The sequence below is a fragment of the Sphingobacterium sp. BIGb0165 genome (assembly GCF_024810095.1).
Classification (GTDB): Bacteria; Bacteroidota; Bacteroidia; order Sphingobacteriales; family Sphingobacteriaceae; genus Sphingobacterium; species Sphingobacterium detergens.
On sequence record NZ_JANUEB010000001.1, the window covers coordinates 789,239 to 810,745 of the forward strand.

Here is a 21,507-nt window from a genome sequence, read left to right on the forward strand (position 1 = left end):
ATTTTTATTTGATGTTATGTGCCTTTTTCCAGTTACGAATTCTCCCTCTTGCATTGGTATAAGGCGAAGACGTGTTAAACTGAATCATCCTTCCTAAAGTCCATTTCTCATACCAGGAAACCTCATATAATTCAGTATTAGATTTTTGCTCAATTAGATGAAGAATTTCAGAAACCGTTTCATCTAATTTACTACACAATGTATTGAAGTCAATGCCTTCATAATCTTTGTAAAACTTCTGAGCTAACTTGCCGAGTTCATTCCACTTATAGCCTGTTTCAGGAAAATCTACCGGCTCATTATTATCTTTTTTCCGATTCCATTGAAGCACCAATTCTCCCCATCCAATCAAATAAGAAATAAGGTTATTGATACTCATTGTAGTATCTTTTGCATGTCCTTCTAAATCTGTGACGGTAGTTAGTTCAATAGGAATAGTCGATAATTCATTTTTTAGCTTGTTGTGATTCGTTTCAATAGCTTTTTGTAATTCTTCTTTGTTAACTGGTACAGCCATAATCGGACGAAATAGATTTTTACCAAATTTACAAAAGCTATTAAAGAGTTTACTTAAAATAAGAAATGATTTGTTTCACCTGTTTTTCAATTAGGTACGGTTATGTGTGGCTTTTGAATAGAGTCTAATCTTGACTTTAAATCCTTAATTTCCAATTCAGTCCTTTTGAGAAAGTGCTAGCAAATGATGATATTCTAATGGAATATCATGATAATATACACACCTTATTCATCCTGCGATTATTTATTTTTCCACAAGAGCTAGAACTATGTTAAAATCGTCTCTCTTTTGATATAATCAAATGCGAAACTGTTCATATAGTCAGAAGAGCTTACTAAATTGCCGTTTACGCCAACTGCTGAAGACAGACAATTTACTCAACTCCCTTTGTACGCATTGGGAGGCAATAAATTGCTGTTGAAGCTGTGATAAATAGATCAGTTCGATCTTTGCCACCAAAACAGACATTCGATGTCCATGGTTCTTTTACCTCAATATGTCCTATCAGTACGCCTATCGGACTATAGATAGAAACACCTTTCCCCGTAAGGTAAATATTTCCCCGATTGTCCAATGTCATCCCATCAGAGCCTTGGTCGATGACCGCCTTTTGTCCGCTGAGCTTACCGTTAGATTCAATGGTATACCTGTAAGTTTTATTTCGCACCCTATCCGCTACATATAAGTATTTTCCATCAGGCGATCCTACAATGCCGTTAGGCTTAGCTACATCATCAGCCACTACAATTGGCGTTTTACCTTTTCCCGGAGGAAGGTAGTAAACTTTCTGCCCTTCTATCTCTGGTTTTTTTCTGACCCAATAGTCACGCTGATAATAGGGATCTGTAAAATAGATACCTCCTTTCTTATCTGCCCAAAGATCATTTGGACCGTTCAGTTTCTTTCCATCTAGATCTGACAGCAGGACCGTAACTTTGCCATCATTGCTTATCGACCAAATTTCGTTTTTTTCGTCTGCACAGGCAAGTAGCTGACCGCGATGGTTAAAGTACAGTCCATTGGCACGGCCGGCTGAATCTTTAAAAAGAGAAAGACGACCTTCCGTGTTGTACTTCCAGATTTTGTTATTGGGCTGATCAGTAAAATAGATATTCCCGTCCTTGTCCACCGCCGGCCCTTCTGTAAAGGCAAACTGCCGAGATAATAATTTCAGGCTGTCTTGATTAAACAATTGCGCCCTTACATCTAAGCCTTTTAATGAGAAGAGTAATATTAGCAAGAATGCCGGATAGAACCTGCTGGAATTAATTAAATGTAGCATAGTAAAAGTAATTAACTAAATTATCGTGTGTCCAAAAAAAATTCAAGGAATAGTATTTAAGTATGGATAGTCTCTATTTCAAGCCCAATATATATAATTTTATAAAGACCTGAAAATATTACCTCTAGCCGTCTTCATTAATTGATGCATATCGCTATTCTGCGTTTGATTTCCACCGCATACCTCTGATGCTGACAGAGAGACTGATGAACTGCAAGTCTTATGTGCTATGATAGATCTGGCTACAATAAAGTCACTTTTGACTATATTTTTCAGCTCTTTGAGCCTGGACTTTGCGTTATAAATAAAATTCAACATGAAAGTATTTGTTACAGGCGCTACAGGTTTCGTCGGAACAGTTGTAGTAAAAGAATTATTGGGTGCCGGTTATCAGGTTTTGGGACTGGCAAGATCGGAAGAATCAGTAAAGAAATTAATTGAGGCAGGAGCAGAGGCGCACCGCGGCGATCTGACAGATTTTGAAAGCTTAAAGTCAGGAGCCAGACTTTCTGATGCTGTTATCCATCTGGGATTTGTACACGATTTTAGGCGTTCTCAGGAAATGTGCATTTTAGATGGTGAAGTGATCGGAGCTATCGGTGATGCACTGCGTGGAACTGAAAACCCCTTTCTGATCACTTCTGGCACTGCGCTATTTGTAAAGGATGGAATTACTACCGATAAAGATCGCAGTGTTAATCACCCGCATCCAAGGATTGCTACCGAAGATGCAGCAGATGATTGAATCAGTTAACCTCGCAGTTTTTAAAAAGGGAATTGAGGCTGTCATCAATCGACAAACTTAAATGCAAACATTATCGTATAATTGGAGTCAATAGGTTTGCCTTTAAGCATAGCAGGATTCCACTTAGGCATTGTTTTGATTAATCTTTTAGCCTCTGCTTCGCAACCGTAACCTAGCTGTTTAATAAATTTATCGAAAGTTGCAGTTCCATCTTTTGTCACTTTGAGCCCTACCACCAAAACACCCTGGATACCATTTTCAATTGCCTGCTTTGGGTATTTCAGATTCTTAGCAATAAATTGGTTTAACGCCAATTTACCTCCTTGGAAATCAGCCTTAACATCAGGCATGATTTCAGGAACACCGCTTTTAGGTGGTGACACCGTTAATATAAGATCATTGTTTTCGACGGTACTTTTATTAACATCAACAACTTTTGCTTCCTGGGAAAAGACCCAGGAGAGATTAAACAGCAATGCTGTAACAAGTGTGCTAAGCTTTACTATTCTTTGCATCTTTTTTTTACTAAGATACTAGAAAATTATTGTATAAAGTATGCTAGTGTTCGTCGTTTGTCGGTCTCAGTTCTAGCGGCAAGTTAACCAAATTCCTATTTCCATCCAGCCTAATCCTGTATCTAGCAATACTAGATTACCAGCTTTTTCAATAAGGAAAGGCTGCACAGCCATTTTTAAATTTTTATCGTTTTTAGTATCTTCCAGATAGGTAAAATTTTTATTCTTATCGACACTGAAATCACCGTCTTTTAAAGGATATATTTTCATTTTTGTTATTATTTAATTTCCCATATTCTATTGGTTGATAAAACGTAGGATAACAAAACTACACATCCTAAAAACAAAATAAGAAAATCCTCATTTTATAGAATTACTTACGGGTCCTCGTAGCCAACCATACTTTCAAAGCTATATTTTAGATTTAACGGTTTGTAATCATCTTGAAAGTAATATCCGTAAACATATTAATCCATGATAGGTAAAGAGATTTCACGATATAATGATTCAAAAGCGGGCAATGTTGCTATTGGCGCCAATAGCACATTACAATGTTAAGTTGTTATTTTCAGGTATTTAATTCGGCCGTTAGACAATTGGAAATGATATCTCAAAACAATGGGACTACCGGGAAAAGTACCTGAAATCTCTGCCGATAAAATGTTTTCGCTTTCATTAAAATCTAATGGTGTCATAGTCGCGCAGTATGCTTTGTTGGCTAGGTCAATCCAGTTTTGAATTTCAATTTTTCCCTTGTGATTTTTTCCCTCATCAAATACTTCTGCATCTTTATTAAAACAATTCGCGTAAGCCCCACTGTCAAATTCGTTTTGCGCTTTTACTAGCTCGGAGATAATGTTTGGTAAATTCATACTTTCTATTATTGAGATGATTATTAAATGGTCGGTACTGTTCCTCCGTCAATTACATATTCTGTTCCTGTTAGATAACTGGCTCTCGGTGAAACAAGGAAGCCAACAAGTTCAGCTACCTCTACAGGTTCGGCAGGTCTCCCGATAGGTATTCCTCCCAATGCATCCATTACGCCTTGTTGTGCTTCTTCTATAGTACTGTTCGAGTTTCTCGCAATTTCGCTCAAAAAGGCTTCAGATGCTGCCGTATTAATCCAGCCAGGCGAGACCGTCAGCACACGAACACCTTTTGGTGTCACTTCATTTGATAAACTTTTACTGTAGTTTCGCAGTCCGGCCTTTGCAGCAGCATACGGCAAAGTTGAATCATATAGCGGCAATTTACCCTGAATTGAAGCAATATGGATGATCACACCAGTTTTCCGATCGATCATTTGCGGTAAAAATCCTCTGTCAAGACGAATCGGAGCCAGAAGGTTGGCCTGCAACGTGCATTCCCAATCCTCATCGCTTAGCGCTGCAAACCCGCCTGCGGGAGTTAATGATCCACCAAGATTGTTTATCAAAATATCCAGTCTTCCATATTTAGTAAGGACTTCGTTGATTACTTTTCGGGCACCTTCTGCTTTACTCAGATCGGAAGCGATGAAATACAGATTGCTGTTTTCCAGTTCGGGTATATTTCTGGCAGTAATCACAACTGTTGCTCCAGCCTGTAACAGCCTTTCCGCAATTGCTCTTCCAGTACCTTTTGTACCACCTGTTACCAAGGCAACCTTGTCTGATAACTCATTGTTGAAATTAAATTGTTCCATTTTTACGAATTGTTTATAGGACAAAATTGGGGCATAAAAACAGCCTGCGCAAGTACGGAATTACGATTCATATAGGGATAAATTTTTCCCCTATTGTACAAATCGGAACATACCTTTAATTTTGAAATATGTATGAGAGAAAAATAATTCCGAACCTGAACTGCGGACTTGACTTGATAGGTGAAGTGCTTTATGGGAAATGGAAAATACGCTTGCTCTGGTTTATTGACCAGGGATATAAAAGACCCAGCGAGTTGCAGCGTAAAATACCTGAAGCCTCTAGACGGGTACTGAATATCCAGCTGAAAGAACTGGAGGAACATGAGCTTATCATGAAAAAAATATATCCTGTCGTTCCACCAAAAGTTGAATATTCGCTCACAGATTTTGGGATGAGTTTAATTCCGGTAATTTCCGCATTGGGACACTGGGGCGATCAAAACGAAGATAGACTGAGAAGAGTAATTTTAAAAGGAATTTCAGAATGTTGAAATGGGAGGGAATAGTCGTTTCTCAGGTCGTTTGACTTAATCGTTTATGAATGAGTATTCAATTTACTTAGCGGCGCAAATACCCAATTCTTGATGCCATTTATATAACCCTCCAGGGTCGAAGACATTCCCTTCTAAAAAATGTTGCAAAAATTCTGTGAGTGATGAAGTCATTCCAATTGTAGGATCCGTTGCATTAAATATTTCATATCGGCTATCTCCTAAATACCTTAATCCCCACATGTCTGAATAAATCATATATTCTGAAAAATAGAATCAATTATCTCTGTAATGGTCTGTTTACTAAACCTTATCCTCCACAATCACTCTTCGATGATCTCTACCCCAGTTAATCATTTCCGAAATAATATTCCCGAAAGTCCTGCAATATTCAGTGGGTTCATATTCAATTAAAACAGGAGTATCTGGATAAACAGTTCGTTTAACCAACTTATTTAATTCCATATCTTTCAGTTCCTTTGAAAGCATTCTTGTGGTAATCCCGGGGATACTTCTTTCAATTTCGCGAAAACGTCGGTTGCCGTTGCAAAGCGAATTAATGACAGGGATTCTCCACTTTCCCCCAATGAAATAAAGGGTATCCTGCAAAGCTCTAAGTTCTTCAGTCTGATCTCTTTCCATGGATACAAAGTTAAATGATATAATTGATGATACTGATATACTCTGTTATACTGATAACAAAAGTATATCATTCCCCTATAACTTTGTAAAAAAATCAAAGAAATGAATAAGTTGAATAACAAGTTAGCCATCGTAACAGGTGGAAACAGCGGAATAGGATATGCAACCGCAAAAGAGTTAATCGCAGAAGGAGCAAAGGTAATTATCACCGGAAGACGAAAAGAAGCCATTGAAAAGGCTGCTGCAGAGTTAGGGGCTATATCTTTTGTGGCGGATCAAGGGAAATTGGAAGATATTGATAATTTCAAAACCGAAGTTGAAAAGCAATTCGGAAAAGTTGACATCCTCTTTATTAATGCAGGAATTACCGGAACTTTAGGTTCGATCGAACATATGAGTGCCGAAAATTTTGACAATGTAATGGGTATCAATTTCAGAGGAGCTTATTTTACCTTAAGCAAATTTATTCCCCTGTTAAACGATGGTGCCTCAGTGGTGTTCCTTTCATCCAACGTCGCGACAACCTCTAAGCCCAATAGTTCGATTTACCAGGCAAGCAAAGCAGCATTGAATTCCATTGCAAAAACCGCTGCTGCAGAATTAGCACCAAGAAAAATCAGAGTAAATTTAGTAAGCCCGGGACCTACAAAAACGGAGATTATGACCAAAGCAGGATTGGACGAAAAAACATTGGAAGGTCTTGATGAATGGTTAATCAGCGGAATCCCTCTACAGAAAATGGGAACTGCGGAAGATGTTGCCAAAGCTGTTATTTACCTGTCAGATAACAATGTGGCAAGTTTTATGACCGGAACGGAAATCCTTATGGACGGTGGAATGGTTTTATAATTGGGGTTTTATTTTTTGGAATGTGAGTGCTGGAAGCTTGAAAAAATTCCAGCACTTTCTATTGATATACACCCACTACTGAAAGTATCGATCTTTAAGATATCCAGCTCAGCAAAGGTCATCTGGAACATGAGGAAAAACTTACTTACGTTCTGGAATAATATTGTTGTGGAACAAATTGTTTACACTTAAGATTCAAAAAAAAACATGACCAGAAATTATGGAATACACGATCTAAAGGTAGAAATTCTTTTTTATTTCTTGCTGAAACTTCATTATATTACAGACACGTTGACTATTAGGGACAGCATTACAAACGGGCAATGAAAAAATGTTCAAGAAACTATTTCAAAAAAAGGCAACACCTGCGGAGCGATACTTAAATCATTTGAATAGTGTATTTAAGAAAACACCACTTTTGTTTAAAGAAGACAGTTTAGATGAAGATCTTCCGGGTGTTACAACAATTGTGTACGAGAATATACCCGAAAAGGGCATGATTACATCATTTACATATGGTCTTTCCTTGGGACATCATCCCGATTGGCGAAATGGAAGGCCTGAACTTACATTAACAGTAAGATCAGATGACTTTGCCTGGGGGAGAGTGTCGGGTTACTTAGCAAACTGGCTACGAAATAAATGCCCTTTTTCCTATGGAAACCCTATCAATTTTGGGGAAAAGATTGCTAACGATTCCGAAATGGACGGTTTTTTGGTATTTGCGCCCTCCATTTTTAGAGACAAGAGAAGCTATGAAAATATTGATATTGGTGCCGGATATAATATTTATATTAAAGGTATTTACCCCATATATGCAACGGAGATCGATGTTATCTCCACACTTGGATTAGAGAAATTTTGGAAACATCCTAAATTTGACCTTTATAATATTCATAGGGAGCGAATTTCTGGATAAAGTAAATCAATTACTTGCTTTGAAATCAAATTCAAAAAATCCTATACAAATTATGTTTAACGACGCCGAGACGGATATAATTTACAACTTATAAAAAAGCGTCCTAAACTTTGATAGTAGTTTTATGACAGACAAAATCTTACAAAAATTAAGACAACAAATAGTTGATGAAACAGATGGGGTTAAATTTTCTAAACTGACAGAAAAGTTGTTGAAAAAATATTCATCAACTGACAGAGAATATGTTTTGAATATCTTAACAGATTACGCAAGGAATGGACAAATTTTGCATTGGCGAAATTTTCTACTGACTGATATTATAGAACTTGTAAACGAAGATGAAGCTAACTACGCTGACTTTTTCGAATGGTGCATCACTCAGCCTGAATTAACCTATTGGGGCATTGATGGGCTATTAAAAACCAACGGCAAAAAATCATTTCCGGCACTAATCGAAATTCTAAAAGACGAAAGTTTTAATACTTCAATCCGTGCAAAAGCAATTAAAAGTATCTCATTATTTAGCAAACAAGCTTTTGACCGACAACTACCTAAAGACCCAGGACATTGGGAAGTAGCAGATTTAAGAATAGAAGAAATAGAAATCTGGCAGAAAAATGGCTTTCAAGACGGTGGTGGCTATCCTGAACCGAAAACTCATATTTCGCTAGAAAACCCAAAAACAGAACTTGAAAAAATCGCTTCAAAACTTAACAAAAAACTCGAAGCACAAAGAGCTAAAAACCGAGACCTATCAAACCCGACAAACTGGCTAGTAATTGCAGACGAAACCGACATTTTAAATATAAAGAAAAAATGGAAATTACCGGAAAATTATTTGTTATTCCTTAAAAACTACTCGCCTTTAAACGTATTTATTGACAACAAAAGATACTTTCAAGGTTTGCATTTATATGGAGCTTCTGATCTGATAAATAGACAGGAAGGCTATTCATTTAATCCGGTAACCAACAAATCAGTTGAGGATTGGCCAAAGAATTTTGTTGTAATTGCTGATGCAGGAGCTGACCCGTATTGCATAGACATTAATGAAATAACAGAAAATGATGCACCAATTTATACAAGTATACACGGGAGTGGTGAGTGGGAATTTGAATTATATGCAGACAACTTCCTAACCTTTTTAAAAGAAATTGCGGAAAAATAATATTGACACTATGGATACAACTGAATTCGACCATTTACCTGATGAACTTAAGGAAAAAATTATAAAATCCAGACAGGCTTTTCTTCAAGCACGAGATATCAGCGATAAGATTTCGAGCTCATTTCATATTTGCAATCTGAGTGTTTCTGCTACAGCAGACCATGCGATTTCAATAAGTGGCATCACTGACAATGAGGACGAAAAAAATGCTGTCCAAAATTTTGTGTTACAAACGGAAAATGTTTCAAGTGTTTTCAATGGGATTGAAGTTCTCTCAAATCCTACAGCACTAAGCTTGGTTGTCAATGGAAAGGAATTTTTCGTCACTACGTTGGCAGAATTAAAAACTGTGGTTGCACAGTTTCATGAAACTGCATTTGTCGAATATACCCTTAGTGGACATGCTGAAACTACAATTATATTATTGAGAAATTCAACTCATTCATTTGCAATATATCTCCGATTCAACGGCGATGCTGGTTGCACTACGCATAATCCGAAAGGGACAACTATTGAAATTAAAGACTTTATATTGACAAATGGACAAAGGGATGAGTACCCTACGGCATTGCTTGTTGATAATAAAGATGGTTTAGAAATACTGCAGTTTTACTTATTAACAGGAGAAATGTATCCCGGGATTGAATGGCGAAAAGAATAATTATTATAAAAATAGGTCTTGCATCAGGTTTGCTGATCGGCAGTTTGAACTGGCTGATAACAAATTCAAGACATTAGTTGATATTGTAAAGGTTTTGAGCTATATACTCAAGAATGAATATCAAACGATAGGGCAGGCATAGACCTTTTTTCGGGCTATACTTTATTTTATCTCTAAGTGGTGTATTCCCAATAATGATCAGTATTGTCATTACAGAAAAAACCTTCAAACAAATTGCTTGCGATAAGCTGGTCCATTTTATTCTGATCCGTTGCAATTAAAAAGAAGAAGCGATCCCACTCAATGGTAAACAGAGTTTCTTTATCAGCCGAGTACAGGTAATAATCTTTACCGCCAATCTCATCACAGAATTCATATTCCGTTAATCGATCAAGATCCACAGTTGTGGTATTTTCATAAAACTCGTCAGTTATCATGATCTGTTTCTTTCCCTGGAGTTTGAAAGCTTTGTAGATGTCCATCTTTGAAAGCATACCAAAGGCACCTTCGGTCGGGTGGTAGATACTTTCGCTGTCTGTATAATTGTTAAGCTTTTCCATGAGCTCCGGTCTAGTAAAATTTCGGTTTAGCCCACCTATTGAAGTCCTTATTGCAATATTAAGTTCCGCATAGTCCGTCAGGGTTGAGCCATTCACGATATTTTTCCAAGATATCGCTTTAGCCCCCCTAAAAATATCTTCATCGGCAGGATATCGTCCATTGTCCTAACTATAGATTGCTCTATGCGCCTCCGGAAGTATTTTTAAAAAATCAATTTTCTTCAACGCTTCTTCATGCGATAGTAGCTTAGACTTTTTTAGATTAGTTTTATCAGTTTCCTCTCTGTCAAGTTGAAAGAAGGGGAGCAATGCGATGAATACGGTGTCATAATGATCTTTGAAATGCTCTTTTATAGCCCCTTCATAAGGGTATAACTTTTCGTCGTCAAATATGTTTCTCATAAGATATTGATTAAATATGTAATTTTGTAGAGATCTAAAAATTGGAGAAGAGCCAGATCTTGATCTCATTAGTTATTTTCCGATAATATAAATATGCGGTCCACAAAAAATAAATACAACAATTATTTGTAATTTTTGGGTGATAAAAAAATGAAGTTATATATCACACAAATCGTCAAGAATTGGCTGATCATTATTCACAGGTCTTTAAGCAAAATGGTATAACTAATGTAAGATTTGAAATAACCCCTTAGTTATTATGAAAATAGAAAACCTACGTCTTCCAGGGAAAGAAGAATTTGATTTTAGGGAATACAGATATATTAATATTCAAAGTATTAATGGAAAAATCACAAAGGATAATTTTGTCAACATGGTTGCTTCTGCTAATAAACCTTTAATTCCGCAAAATGGAGGTGTTTTAAGCGAAAATTTTATTATAATTACTCCAGATGGCAGACATTTTTATGGACTGTCATATTCAAAAGACTTAATAGGATGGCGGCAGCAGATAGAAAAAGGTGTCTCAGTACTTAATTTAAATATGGGCGAAATTAAGAATGGGGAGTATTTTTCTATAATTAATGGAGAAAACTATAAATTGGAAGATTGTCAGTTTGAACGTTATAATTTTTATGATGAAGCAGGCAATTTAATAAGCCTTAATACTCCATTAGAAAAAGAAAGAATACTATAAATAGGCGACGTGTAATATTAAGGAACAGTCTGATAATTTAGCCATAATATGAATGGGTTACAGGGAAGTTATGACATTTTAGAAAGGAAAAATATCGAACATTTTGTTATTTACAATTTAGACAATGCGATTGAGGTATTATCAGATGAGCCAGCCACCTTTCGATGGCTTAGTAGGGAAGAGGTTAGAAATTTTGACGAATCATGAAAGGTACATGCGCTACTTTGCAACATTCCGCCACAGTACAATATCAAAGTCAGTCAACAGCTGGCAAATTTTACCCTCGCTGTCCCTTCCGATGTAAGTAGCATAAAAACCATCTCCATACCCAGTGGAGAAGAAGACGGCATTTTGATTCTGAAAGCTGTAATTTAAATAATGCTCGAATTTTTCGGAGAACATATTGTCCCAATTTTTATCGAGCAGCGTATTCAGACTATCCTTTGCTACCTGATCAACGAAAAGACCTAGTCCTGCATCTACTCCATATCCATAGATTTCTTTGGAGTTGAGGGGGATGGGAGCCTGTCCAGGTAATAACGCAAACTCCCATTTACGGATCGGCTTTTCGGAGAATTTTACCCGTGCAAATGCGACCCTTCGATCCTTATTGGCGTTGATATTTGCCATTGCCAATTCGACCGGGAACTCGCCAATAGGGAACTTCTCATTAAAAGCAATCGCATTACTTAAGGTAACGGGATCAGTAGCGATAATGTGACCAGATGATACCTTTAGATTTCCTGCAGCTACCTTGTCAAACGTTATTTCCGTGCCGAATTGCGCTACTTTTGTGTCCATCGCGAAACTACCCTCAAATATCTTTGGGAATGCCAGAGTGCTGTCTTGAATGGTTATTTTCGGGATCGTATCAGTCAGGTCAAATTCGGTTGTTGGTGCAAGGATATCGTTATTATTACTTGGAGCCTTGTTTTTCGAACTACACGAAAATAGCGCAATGGCCACCATACATATTGTTATTATACTTCTGCACATAGGGAATATAATTATCTTTGTTTAATTCATGACTCTACAGGATGACCTATTTCCTTAAATAACTTTCTGAGCATTTCATATGAGCTACTATCAGCGACAACCTGACTGGAACTACCTATCGCCATTGCTTCACAACTTAAACAGATATTCAAAGCAGATATAATTTCGCCCGAACTTTTGTAGAACACGATAGCATCCCTGTAAATAGGAGCACACATCTAATGGGACACGTCAGTTGTTTTCGCAAGAAAAATATTCTTTAGTAGACTGACAGTCTCATTATCATAGTGAAAAGTATTGATTCTTTGACTAGAAAAATGAAATCGACCTGTATCATCAATTAAGTATTGTGTTACACTTAATAGCGCGTCCAATTCGCTCAGTCGAAATTCTTCGGTTTCGGTGAGATTATTGCATTTCTCCTTTCTCACTTTTAACCTGTTACGTTCTGGTTTTAGCACTTGCAGCGCAGCGATATATTCATTTCCGCGCTGAAGAGAGTAGGTTTCAATGTAATCAAATGATAAACTCTGTATATAATGAGAAGATGTGATTGAATTCGTGATACTTTTCATCGTTAAAAGTGAGCGGTTATTTCTCTAAATACTAACAATAAAAATATAAAAAATAGCTGTATTAGCTAATTATAATCTTAATAAGCTTCTTCAAATAGAACCTAAAAAAGATCTCTAAGGGATTGTCCGTCTTACTTTTGGTGCTATCCAAGGATCATAACTCTTAGCGTTTTTTCAAACTTTTTCTCATTGGACAAATTACGTATATTTGGGTGTCAGCTGTAATACTTTAACCAATAATATGTCAAGAAATATTTACGCTTTTTTAGCAATAATTTTACTACTTCTACAAAACTGTAGTGGTCAAAAAACGGATACAAAATTTTATGATAAGGATTTTAAATGGTCAATTCAAATTCCAAAAGACTTTACAAAGGTAAGTGCAAAAGAATGGGCTGAAAAACAGCAAAAAGGGGAAAATGCACTTGAAGAAACGACAGGAGAAGAGGTAATAAATGAAGCCAAGACCATTTTTGTATTTAAGACTGACGATATGAATTATTTTGAGGCAAACTATCAACCTTTTGATATAAATATTGATGGAGATTATCGTGAAAATAATAGAAATGTAAACCATGCACTGTATCAGACTTTTAGAGATAATATGCCGAATGCACGAATTGATACTTTAAGCTCAACTGAAAAAATTGACAGCCTGTTTTTCTACAAATATGAAACAAAAATTTATTTGCCTAATAATCAGATTTTGGATATAATTATGTACAGTAAACTGTTTGATAAAAAGGAATTTACTGTTAATATTATGTTTACCGATCCAAAATGTGGAAAAGAGATGATTGATGCCTGGAAAAATTCTAAATTTGAAAAATAAATAGCACTACGGCTAAAATAGTATTGGCTAAACGCAGGTGAAAATCTTGAATTTAAAAATTCAGCATTTTTATGACGGTCTGTTTGACCCAATGTAGCTTTTGGCCAAATTTCGAAATGAAGCCAAAAAGCTAATTCAAGTTTTTAAGACTGCAATTTATGCCAACTAATATAGAAAAAGATCGCAAAAGAATTTCTTTAAGTATTACAAAACCTTTTCTCAAGGACAATAGTTTTCAAACAACATCAGGTAGGAGTCATCAGTCTCGCCAACAATCTTGAAACCCACGCTTAAATATAGATTCTTTGCCTGATTGGTTTTTAAGACACTTAATGTGATCGATTTCTCTGATTCAATAGCTTCCTTTATCAAATCATTCAATATTCTCCTACCGATTCCATTGCCTTGGTAGGAGGGGGCCACCTGAATTTGTATCAGTTCTATGTTATTTGCTTGTCTGTGGACCTTTAGCAGACCTATGTCACGTTTATTTATCTCAATTATTGTGGCATGTTCAAATTGATATTCAACCCTTTGTAAATGCGCCTCATCAGAGACCGGTAAGGAACTAGCAATTAAATGCGGATTCATCGTCTGGATCCTGAGACCCAACAAAAACTTGAGGTCAATTTTTAATGCGGGTCTGTATTTGATTTCCAATATCATATTTTTAGCAGATGTCTCAGATCCCATTCCTTTTTATTATGCCCAGCATCGATTCCTCCTCCGATAGTATTTATAATATCCCTGACAGAACGGTCATGATAATTGATTAAATCCAGCGAAGCGCCTTTTGACACAAGAAGATTTATAATTTTGATCATATTCTCCTGACCGCGGTAATTCATTACAGCTATCCATAAAGGGGTATTCCCATTTATTTCACGGATATCAATTTCTGCACCGTTATCAATTAAGTGGCTTACAATTCGATAGTTCATTTTAGAAACGGCTACATGCAGAGCTGCAAGTTCACCGCCACGTTTATTCCGCTTATGATTTATGTCAATGCCACATTGTAAAAGAAAATCTATCAGATCTTCCGCTTGGTACCTTTTGTCATATCCGGAACCCGCATATGCTATAAGCAGACTGTTCTGGTCATACGCATCGGTTTTGCAGAAATAAACACCTTCTGACCTTGCTTTTTCTTATGTATCAATGTCATTTTCGTAGATCATTTTAAATAATTCTGTAAATTCCATCTTTAAGTCTTTTAATGGTTTGCCTCCCTTTTAAAATTAGTAATTCGTCACCGAATTTTCTACTTTTAACTACTCCAGTTTTTTGGGAGGAGGTCAATTGATAAAGCAATAAGTTTCAGTCGCTATAATTTTTGTCTAACAACGGGCTAGCATAAAGTTCTTTTATTTTATGTAACGTATTAGATATGAACTTGATAAATCAGTTTTTTTATTGAAAAGCAGAATTCTTTGGACAATGGAATAAGAATTAATAAATTTGGTTGATTATGAAAAGGACAACCAAAATTCCGAACAGTGATACTACCGATAAGGAACTCATAGAAGAGGTGAGAAGAGGTAGTTTGTCCGCATTCGAATTTCTTTATCAACGTTATTCGATCAAAATGTATAGGCAAGCCTACGCAATTTTGAACAATGAAGAAGAAGCAAAAGATTTGACCCAAGAGCTATTTCTCAATTTTTGGAATAAGATAAAAGACATCAAATTGGACTCAGATTCTATTTTTGCCTACTTATACACTGCAAATAAGAATTTGGTTTTCAAAAAACTGGAACGCGCCAAGCTTCATAAAAAGCACCAGGAATATTTACAGAATAGTTTTGAAGAATTGGATTTTGCAACTATCGATCAAATGAATTACTCCGAGCTTAAAGGAAAGCTAGATCAGGCGATAGCATTATTTCCATCAAAAATGAAAGCGATATTTGAGCTGAGCCGAAATGAACATCTTTCCCATAAGGAGATTGCCGAAAAGCTTAATATATCAGATAAAACAGTAAAAAAACAAATCAATAACGCAATCAAGCTATTAAAAAATGAATTGAATATTCCTTCAACAATGTCCATTATTCTACTGCTAATCTTGATGCAATAATTTTTTTTTATTTTTTTCTACTACCAAGCCCACCTTTGCCGGTTTATCTATTTAAAGACCACTAATCAATTGTGCTATGAAGGATTTTTTTCGGCTCCTGTTTAAAAATTATAACCAAGATTCGTTGCTGCGGCAGGAGAGGGCTGTGGTCGATCAGTGGTATCAAAAACATGTGGATGATCTAAAAGAAGCACCAAATGAAGAACAGGCCCAGAAAGAAATTTGGAAACAGCTCATGGTTCGTATCAAGCCTGAGCCAAAAGTCAGATCCTTACAGATCTGGAAGTGGGCAGCAGCAGCCATATTTTTTGTAGTTCTTGGAATAGGCACTTATTCCATTATTAACGACAAGCCTGAGCCTTTAAATATCGCCATGATTCAACCCGCTTCTCGGCATGCATTGTTATCCATAGATGGTGGCAAAGAGGAGCTGGAGATACATGATTTAACAACGGCCACACTTGGAGGAAACGCAGATAAAATTGAAAACATTCAAATTACTGCACCTAAAGGAGCTTCTTTCGATCTAACCCTACCCGATGGAACAAAGGTCTTTCTGAATTCGGATTCAAAGATCAATTATCCGAGAAAATTTACCGGCAATATGCGTCAGGTGAGATTGGAAGGAGAGGCCTATTTCGAAGTCGCACATAATAAAGAAAAACCTTTTATCGTAAAAACAGGTACTACGGAGATCAAAGTATTGGGAACTAAATTCAATGTTCGGGCATACCCAAACATGGAAGATAACCTTGTATCACTTTTGGAAGGTTCGGTTCAACTTAGTAATCAATTTTCCAGCATGCTACTCAAGCCCGGAGAAATGGCTGTTATACAGAGAAACGCCCAAAATATTCCAGTTAAAGATATCGCTGATGCTGATCCGATAGCTTGGAAAAGTGGATATTTCAACTTCAATAATATACCTGTTTCAGAGATGGCCTTAGAGATTGGACGTTGGTACAATGTGGAGTTTGACCTTAGCTATCTTAAAAAGGATATCCGTTTAACCGGACGAATTCGCCGGGATAATAAGTTGAAAACGTTACTAGCATTGCTTTCCTCAACGGATGAACTCTACTTTGAAACAAAAGATCAACATATTGTAATTAAAAACAACTAACCATTTACCTTAAAACAAGTATGATGAAAAAGCGCATGAGCTTGCTCTTTCTGTTGGGAGCGATGAACGGCTATTGCTTTGACCTTTGGGCTCAAGAGATCAAGCTCAATACGGACAAAAGTTCGCTGAAAGAAGTACTGCATAGGATTGAGCAGCAAACAAATCTCTCTTTTCTCTATAGTAGTTCAACGATAGAAGCTGCCAAACCCGTATCGATTCGTGTAGACGGCAAAAAGATAGAGGAAGTTCTTCCTATGATTTTTAAGAACCAACCTATCTCTTACACGATAAAAGATGGTATTATTTCACTCAAGTTGAAAAGCAACCTCAGGCAAAGCGGTGAAATCCAAATCGAGATCCGGGATGAGATAACCAATTATGTTATCGAAGGTGCTACAATGAAGCTCTCCAATGGAGATTCTTTTAAATCAAGTGCCAATGGATCTATTGAGTTTTCGCTACCTAAAGGAGTGAAATCATTGACAATAAGCAGTTTGGGCTATGGGACAAAAACAGTAATATTAAACGAGAATCAGACGAAATACGTAGTCAAACTAACCACACAAACTAACCAGCTCTCTGAAGTGATTGTCAATAGTGGTATCATCAATCGAAAAAAAGACTCGTTTACTGGGGCTACGGCTACAATCTCTGGTGAGGAATTAAAGCGAGTTGGGAATATGAATATTCTCGAAAGTATTAAGTCCTTGGACCCGTCCATCGTTATGCCTGAAAATATTAATATGGGAGCCAATCCAAACGCTCTTCCACAAATAGAACTTCGGGGACAGTCAAGTATATCGCTCAATAATGTAAGGGATCGTTTTGCAAGTGATCCAAATCAGCCACTTATTATCCTCAATGGCTTCCAGACAACATTACAAAAGTTGGTGGATTTGGATATGAACCGGGTTGCGTCGATTAGTATTCTAAAAGATGCGGCATCGACAGCAATTTATGGGGCTCAGGCTGCCAATGGGGTAATTGTTATTGAAACTATTAGACCCAAGGGTGGCCAGGTACGAGTCTCCTATACCGCCGACACACGTGTCCAGTTATATGATCTGCAAAGTTATAATTTGATGAACGCGGCAGAAAAGCTAGACTTTGAAAAAAAATCAGGCCGTTTTACCAGTAGTTTTAAGGATTATAATCCAACCAAAGATAATTTACTTTTACTGGATAGCCTCTACAACGAGCGTCTTAAAAACGTTAGTGCCGGCGTGAATACCTATTGGTTAGACAAGCCTTTGCAAACTGGATTTACCCATAAGCATTCCCTCTATATCGATGGCGGATCCGACATTTTTCAATATGGTGTCGGAGTTAATTACCAGAATATAAAAGGGATAATGAAAGGGTCTGACCGCAAAAATTGGGGAAGTAATATTGATCTTACCTACCGTAATAATAAAGTTAATATCAGCAATCAGCTTTTTATTTCAGGTAGTGTAGGCCAAGAATCGCCCTACGGTTCATTTACGCAATATGCACAGCTTAATCCCTATTGGAAATATGACTGGACAGGGGATAACATACCCAAATACATCGAGGTGAGTGCTTTGGATTATAATAATAGAGATTACAATCGTATCAGCAATCCTTTTTTCAATGCCTCATTGAATTCCTACGACAAATCAAAAGATTTGAACATCATTAACAACCTTGCGCTTAACTATGATATCCTACCTGAATTACGATTTACTACCTCCTTTCAGTTAGGTAAGAGTGTCATCAATGGGACAAAGTTCGTTTCTCCGCTCAATACCCAATTTGACAATACCACCTTATATGAAAAAGGCTCTTATGTAGACAGCCGGCAAGAATCCCAAAACTACCAGGTGAACGGTATGTTTACGTACAATAAAGTATTCAATGAAAAACATGTATTGACCGCGAACGCGCGAGCTGAAGTATTCCATAGTTTTCAGACCTATTATGGGACTGAATTGGTTGGATTTCCAACTGGTGTAAAAGGCTTACCCTCATTTGCCTATCAGCAAAGGCCAAATACCAAGGCTGGATACGATGAGGCAACGGTACGTCGCGCAAATATGCTTTTGAGTGCAAATTATGTGTATGACAATCGCTACCTATTTGATGCAACATATCGTATTGACGGTTCTACTGCTTTTGGATCCGACAAAAAATACTCACCTTTCTGGTCTGTCGGAGCAGGAATTAATCTACATAATGAAGCGTTTCTAAAAGGAGCAAACTGGTTGAATCTCCTGCGTCTTCGCGCCAATATCGGCTATACAGGGAATCAAAACTTCGGTTCATTCCAATCAACCACTGTTTATGCATACGACGGTTCCAGCAATATCTTTGGGCAAGGCGATTATATTGTTCAGCTAGGCAATCCGGCCTTGGCTTGGCAAAAGACGATGCAAACGAGTTTAGGAATTGATTTTGGCGCATTTGACAAGCGTCTTTCGCTGACTTTGAATGGCTATATTAAAAATACAGATCCATTGATTATTTCGTTGAACCTACCGACTTCGACAGGTACACAGAAATATCCCGAAAATTTAGGTATACTGAAGACAAAAGGTTTGGAATTTATCGCAAATTATGCCGTTCTGCAAAATAAAGAGCGTGATATGAACTGGACCTTTGGGCTGCAGAGTAATATATACCAAGCCCGATATGATCAATTTGGTGCAGCAACAACAAATATCAATAACTATCTAAACCAGCAGAATTCATTACAGCGATATATGGATGGAAATAGTCCGTATGACATCTGGGCAGTTAAATCTTTAGGAATTAATCCAGCAAATGGTCAGGAAGTCTTCCAAAAGAAAGACGGGAATGCAACCTACGATTACGACTTTAAAGATGTCGTCAAATCGGGGTCCACACGTCCGATCAGTGAGGGCGTATTAAGTTCCCAATTCCGACTCGGTGGACTTTCCATGGGTATGTATTTGCGTTACAAGATTGGTGGATCCATCTTCAATACGGCACTTTACAACAAGGTTGAAAATATCTCGCAGCAACAACTGGATCTAAATCAAGACCGTCGTGCGCTGAATGACCGTTGGCAACAACCCGGTGATTTGGCATTGTTTAAGAGTATTGCCATCCAAAATTATACGCCGATGTCTTCACGTTTTATCCAAAAAGAAAATGTGCTTTCTGGAGAATCTTTTAGCCTAGGCTATGAATTTAGAAGGCAGAAATATCTCTGGATGAGTCATTGTGGCCTACAGACCCTGCGTTTTACAGCGTATGCAAACGACATTTTCAGGGTATCCACTGTAAATACGGAGCGTGGGCTAGACTATCCCTTTGCACGGAATATCTCATTTACTGTTAATGCCACATTCTAATCAAAACCAAAATGAAAAAAATCATCTATTTAGGACTCATAGCATGCTGTAGTTTTACTGCTTGTAACAAGTTCCTTGATATTAAACCCGTTGACAAAATCCTGGAGACAGAAGTTTATAAAGACGAAAAATCTGTACAGGTAGCCTTGAATGGTATCTATATGCGTATGGCAAAACCTGAACTGTACGGTGGAAAAATGACAATGCAAACGCTCGATATCCTGGGGCAATATTACAATATCGGATCGGCCCATACCTACACGCAATTATTCACTTATAAATATGCCGACCCTACTGTCCAACAAGAATTCGAAACCATCTGGTCAGCGGCCTATGCAAATATTTTAAATGTCAATAATTTTATTGAGAAGTTACAACAAGCGACATTTGCTATGGATAAAACCAGTAAAGATATCATGTTGGGCGAAGCCATTGGGATGCGAGCTTTTGTACACTTGGATATGTTGCGTGTATTTGGTCCTATACCCAGCCTTGATCCGAATAAAGAATCAATTCCCTACGTGCGTAGTGCTTCATCTAAAACCGAGAAGTTGCTTCCTTTAAATGAAGTTATAACCAATATATTAGCAGATATCAAACAAGCAACGCTTTTACTGGAAAATGATCCAGTGCGCAAGGAAGGTGTACAGAAAACCAACGAATCATTGACCGATAATTTTTTCAGGATGCGCAATCGCAGAATGAACTATTACGCTGTTCTTGCGCTGAAAGCAAGGGCAGAACTTTATTCTGGAAAGAAATCAGAAGCCTATCTTACCGCAAAAGGTATACTTTCAGATCTGGATAAGTATTTTAAATGGACTGTACCGACAACAATAATTTCCAATCCCGATAATCCTGATCGGCTTTTTTCTCCGGAGATTATTTTTGGTGTCCAAAATGATCAGATGTACGCGATTTATGATCGGAGTTTCAATCCAGCGCTAACAACCAATGCCATTTTGGTACCAGCCAAAGCAGCGTTGGATAATGTCTTTGAAAAAAATACTAGTGATTACAGATACTTTTCATGGCTTACCCCCACGATAGGAAACTACGAAAAGGTTTTTGTGAAATTTCAGGATGTACAGAACAAGAGTGCGGATTTTCGCTACTTTCAACCCCTGATCCGCAAAAGTGAAATCTATCTGATCTTGACGGAGACTGCTCCCAATGATAGTGAAGCCCTGGGTTATCTCAATGCGCTCCGCAACAACAGGGGCTTAGCTGATCTTGTGGTTATAGGAAACCGTATTACAGCAGTTGATATCGAGTTTAGAAAAGAATTTTACGGTGAGGGACAACTGTTCTTTTATAATAAAAGACTGGCAAAAACATCAGTTCCAAACCCCACCAATAGTTCAACGAAGCCTATTGCCTTGGAGAACTACCTAGTACCACTGCCATTGAGTGAAACCAATAATCGCTAAT

At 37.3% G+C, this 21,507-nt stretch carries 24 protein-coding genes and 1 pseudogene; 12 read left to right on the top strand and 13 right to left on the bottom strand.

Annotated elements, in window-relative coordinates; all coding sequences use genetic code 11:
• Positions 1-4: 4 nt before the first annotated feature.
• Positions 5-517 (bottom strand): ClbS/DfsB family four-helix bundle protein, encoded by a 513-nt coding sequence (locus M2408_RS03400; protein WP_259179269.1) that lies wholly within the window; start codon positions 515-517, stop codon positions 5-7.
• A 373-nt stretch (positions 518-890) separates the two neighbouring features.
• The gene (locus M2408_RS03405) at positions 891-1,799 is read right to left on the bottom strand and encodes an SMP-30/gluconolactonase/LRE family protein (protein WP_259179270.1); all 909 of its coding nucleotides are present in this window, start codon (positions 1,797-1,799) and stop codon (positions 891-893) included.
• Positions 1,800-2,115: 316 nt separating this feature from the next.
• Here M2408_RS03405 and M2408_RS03410 point away from each other — a divergent pair, with 316 nt between their 5' ends.
• Positions 2,116-2,544, top strand: coding sequence for an NAD-dependent epimerase/dehydratase family protein (locus tag M2408_RS03410; RefSeq protein ID WP_259179273.1), 429 nt, complete (start codon positions 2,116-2,118; stop codon positions 2,542-2,544).
• 44 nt (positions 2,545-2,588) lie between these two features.
• On the opposite strand, the gene M2408_RS03415 is transcribed toward M2408_RS03410, so the two are convergent.
• The 4 genes from M2408_RS03415 to M2408_RS03430 all read right to left on the bottom strand — a co-directional run bounded on the left by M2408_RS03415 (position 2,589) and on the right by M2408_RS03430 (position 4,746).
• Positions 2,589-3,059: an energy transducer TonB gene (locus tag M2408_RS03415; protein ID WP_259179274.1), complete on the bottom strand. Its 471-nt coding sequence runs from the start codon at positions 3,057-3,059 to the stop codon at positions 2,589-2,591.
• 72 nt (positions 3,060-3,131) lie between these two features.
• The gene (locus M2408_RS03420; RefSeq protein WP_259179276.1) at positions 3,132-3,329 is read right to left on the bottom strand and encodes a hypothetical protein; all 198 of its coding nucleotides are present in this window, start codon (positions 3,327-3,329) and stop codon (positions 3,132-3,134) included.
• Between the two features lie 284 nt (positions 3,330-3,613).
• Entirely contained in the window at positions 3,614-3,931 is a 318-nt protein-coding gene (locus M2408_RS03425; RefSeq protein ID WP_259179278.1) for a nuclear transport factor 2 family protein, read from the bottom strand.
• Between the two features lie 23 nt (positions 3,932-3,954).
• Complete coding sequence (locus tag M2408_RS03430) at positions 3,955-4,746, bottom strand: SDR family oxidoreductase (protein WP_259179279.1); 792 nt, start codon at positions 4,744-4,746, stop codon at positions 3,955-3,957.
• A 128-nt stretch (positions 4,747-4,874) separates the two neighbouring features.
• Between M2408_RS03430 and M2408_RS03435 the strand changes: the two genes are divergently transcribed.
• Entirely contained in the window at positions 4,875-5,237 is a 363-nt protein-coding gene (locus M2408_RS03435) for a helix-turn-helix domain-containing protein (RefSeq protein ID WP_259179281.1), read from the top strand.
• Between the two features lie 303 nt (positions 5,238-5,540).
• On the opposite strand, the gene M2408_RS03440 is transcribed toward M2408_RS03435, so the two are convergent.
• Entirely contained in the window at positions 5,541-5,879 is a 339-nt protein-coding gene (locus tag M2408_RS03440) for a helix-turn-helix domain-containing protein (protein ID WP_259179283.1), read from the bottom strand.
• A 102-nt stretch (positions 5,880-5,981) separates the two neighbouring features.
• Here M2408_RS03440 and M2408_RS03445 point away from each other — a divergent pair, with 102 nt between their 5' ends.
• The 4 genes from M2408_RS03445 to M2408_RS03460 all read left to right on the top strand — a co-directional run bounded on the left by M2408_RS03445 (position 5,982) and on the right by M2408_RS03460 (position 9,476).
• Positions 5,982-6,728 carry an SDR family oxidoreductase gene (locus tag M2408_RS03445; protein WP_259179284.1) on the top strand — a complete coding sequence of 249 codons (747 nt, stop codon included), beginning with the start codon at positions 5,982-5,984 and terminating at the stop codon, positions 6,726-6,728.
• A 331-nt stretch (positions 6,729-7,059) separates the two neighbouring features.
• Complete coding sequence (locus M2408_RS03450; RefSeq protein ID WP_259179285.1) at positions 7,060-7,647, top strand: suppressor of fused domain protein; 588 nt, start codon at positions 7,060-7,062, stop codon at positions 7,645-7,647.
• Between the two features lie 124 nt (positions 7,648-7,771).
• Positions 7,772-8,815: an SMI1/KNR4 family protein gene (locus M2408_RS03455; RefSeq protein WP_259179288.1), complete on the top strand. Its 1,044-nt coding sequence runs from the start codon at positions 7,772-7,774 to the stop codon at positions 8,813-8,815.
• A 10-nt stretch (positions 8,816-8,825) separates the two neighbouring features.
• Positions 8,826-9,476 carry a hypothetical protein gene (locus tag M2408_RS03460; protein ID WP_259179289.1) on the top strand — a complete coding sequence of 217 codons (651 nt, stop codon included), beginning with the start codon at positions 8,826-8,828 and terminating at the stop codon, positions 9,474-9,476.
• Positions 9,477-9,649: 173 nt separating this feature from the next.
• Here M2408_RS03460 and M2408_RS03465 read toward each other — a convergent pair.
• Both M2408_RS03465 and M2408_RS03470 read right to left on the bottom strand, forming a co-directional pair.
• Positions 9,650-10,177: pseudogene (locus tag M2408_RS03465) on the bottom strand (DUF2711 family protein); the annotation flags it as partial.
• Positions 10,178-10,201: 24 nt separating this feature from the next.
• The gene (locus M2408_RS03470) at positions 10,202-10,438 is read right to left on the bottom strand and encodes a hypothetical protein (protein ID WP_259179290.1); all 237 of its coding nucleotides are present in this window, start codon (positions 10,436-10,438) and stop codon (positions 10,202-10,204) included.
• A 259-nt stretch (positions 10,439-10,697) separates the two neighbouring features.
• Here M2408_RS03470 and M2408_RS03475 point away from each other — a divergent pair, with 259 nt between their 5' ends.
• Complete coding sequence (locus tag M2408_RS03475) at positions 10,698-11,135, top strand: hypothetical protein (RefSeq protein ID WP_259179291.1); 438 nt, start codon at positions 10,698-10,700, stop codon at positions 11,133-11,135.
• A gap of 219 nt (positions 11,136-11,354) precedes the next feature.
• On the opposite strand, the gene M2408_RS03480 is transcribed toward M2408_RS03475, so the two are convergent.
• Both M2408_RS03480 and M2408_RS03485 read right to left on the bottom strand, forming a co-directional pair.
• Complete coding sequence (locus M2408_RS03480) at positions 11,355-12,131, bottom strand: DUF4241 domain-containing protein (RefSeq protein ID WP_259179292.1); 777 nt, start codon at positions 12,129-12,131, stop codon at positions 11,355-11,357.
• Positions 12,132-12,349: 218 nt separating this feature from the next.
• Positions 12,350-12,706, bottom strand: coding sequence for a hypothetical protein (locus M2408_RS03485; RefSeq protein ID WP_259179293.1), 357 nt, complete (start codon positions 12,704-12,706; stop codon positions 12,350-12,352).
• Positions 12,707-12,947: 241 nt separating this feature from the next.
• Between M2408_RS03485 and M2408_RS03490 the strand changes: the two genes are divergently transcribed.
• Positions 12,948-13,538 carry a hypothetical protein gene (locus M2408_RS03490; RefSeq protein ID WP_259179295.1) on the top strand — a complete coding sequence of 197 codons (591 nt, stop codon included), beginning with the start codon at positions 12,948-12,950 and terminating at the stop codon, positions 13,536-13,538.
• Between the two features lie 219 nt (positions 13,539-13,757).
• Here M2408_RS03490 and M2408_RS03495 read toward each other — a convergent pair whose 3' ends face one another.
• Positions 13,758-14,204 carry an N-acetyltransferase gene (locus M2408_RS03495; protein ID WP_259179298.1) on the bottom strand — a complete coding sequence of 149 codons (447 nt, stop codon included), beginning with the start codon at positions 14,202-14,204 and terminating at the stop codon, positions 13,758-13,760.
• Positions 14,201-14,629: an ankyrin repeat domain-containing protein gene (locus tag M2408_RS03500; RefSeq protein WP_310446239.1), complete on the bottom strand. Its 429-nt coding sequence runs from the start codon at positions 14,627-14,629 to the stop codon at positions 14,201-14,203. Before M2408_RS03500 ends, M2408_RS03495 begins: the two co-directional genes overlap by 4 nt.
• A 380-nt stretch (positions 14,630-15,009) precedes the next feature.
• On the opposite strand from M2408_RS03500, the gene M2408_RS03505 reads away from it, so the two are divergent.
• The 4 genes from M2408_RS03505 (at position 15,010) to M2408_RS03520 (ending at position 21,506) form a co-directional block, all read left to right on the top strand.
• On the top strand, positions 15,010-15,618 hold the full coding sequence (locus tag M2408_RS03505; protein WP_259179300.1) for an RNA polymerase sigma factor: 609 nt from the start codon (positions 15,010-15,012) through the stop codon (positions 15,616-15,618).
• A 76-nt stretch (positions 15,619-15,694) separates the two neighbouring features.
• Positions 15,695-16,741, top strand: a complete 1,047-nt coding sequence (locus M2408_RS03510; RefSeq protein ID WP_259179302.1) for a FecR domain-containing protein — start codon at positions 15,695-15,697, stop codon at positions 16,739-16,741.
• A gap of 20 nt (positions 16,742-16,761) precedes the next feature.
• Positions 16,762-20,076 (top strand): SusC/RagA family TonB-linked outer membrane protein, encoded by a 3,315-nt coding sequence (locus M2408_RS03515; protein ID WP_259179305.1) that lies wholly within the window; start codon positions 16,762-16,764, stop codon positions 20,074-20,076.
• 11 nt (positions 20,077-20,087) lie between these two features.
• Positions 20,088-21,506 (top strand): RagB/SusD family nutrient uptake outer membrane protein, encoded by a 1,419-nt coding sequence (locus M2408_RS03520; protein WP_259179306.1) that lies wholly within the window; start codon positions 20,088-20,090, stop codon positions 21,504-21,506.
• Position 21,507 lies beyond the last annotated feature (1 nt).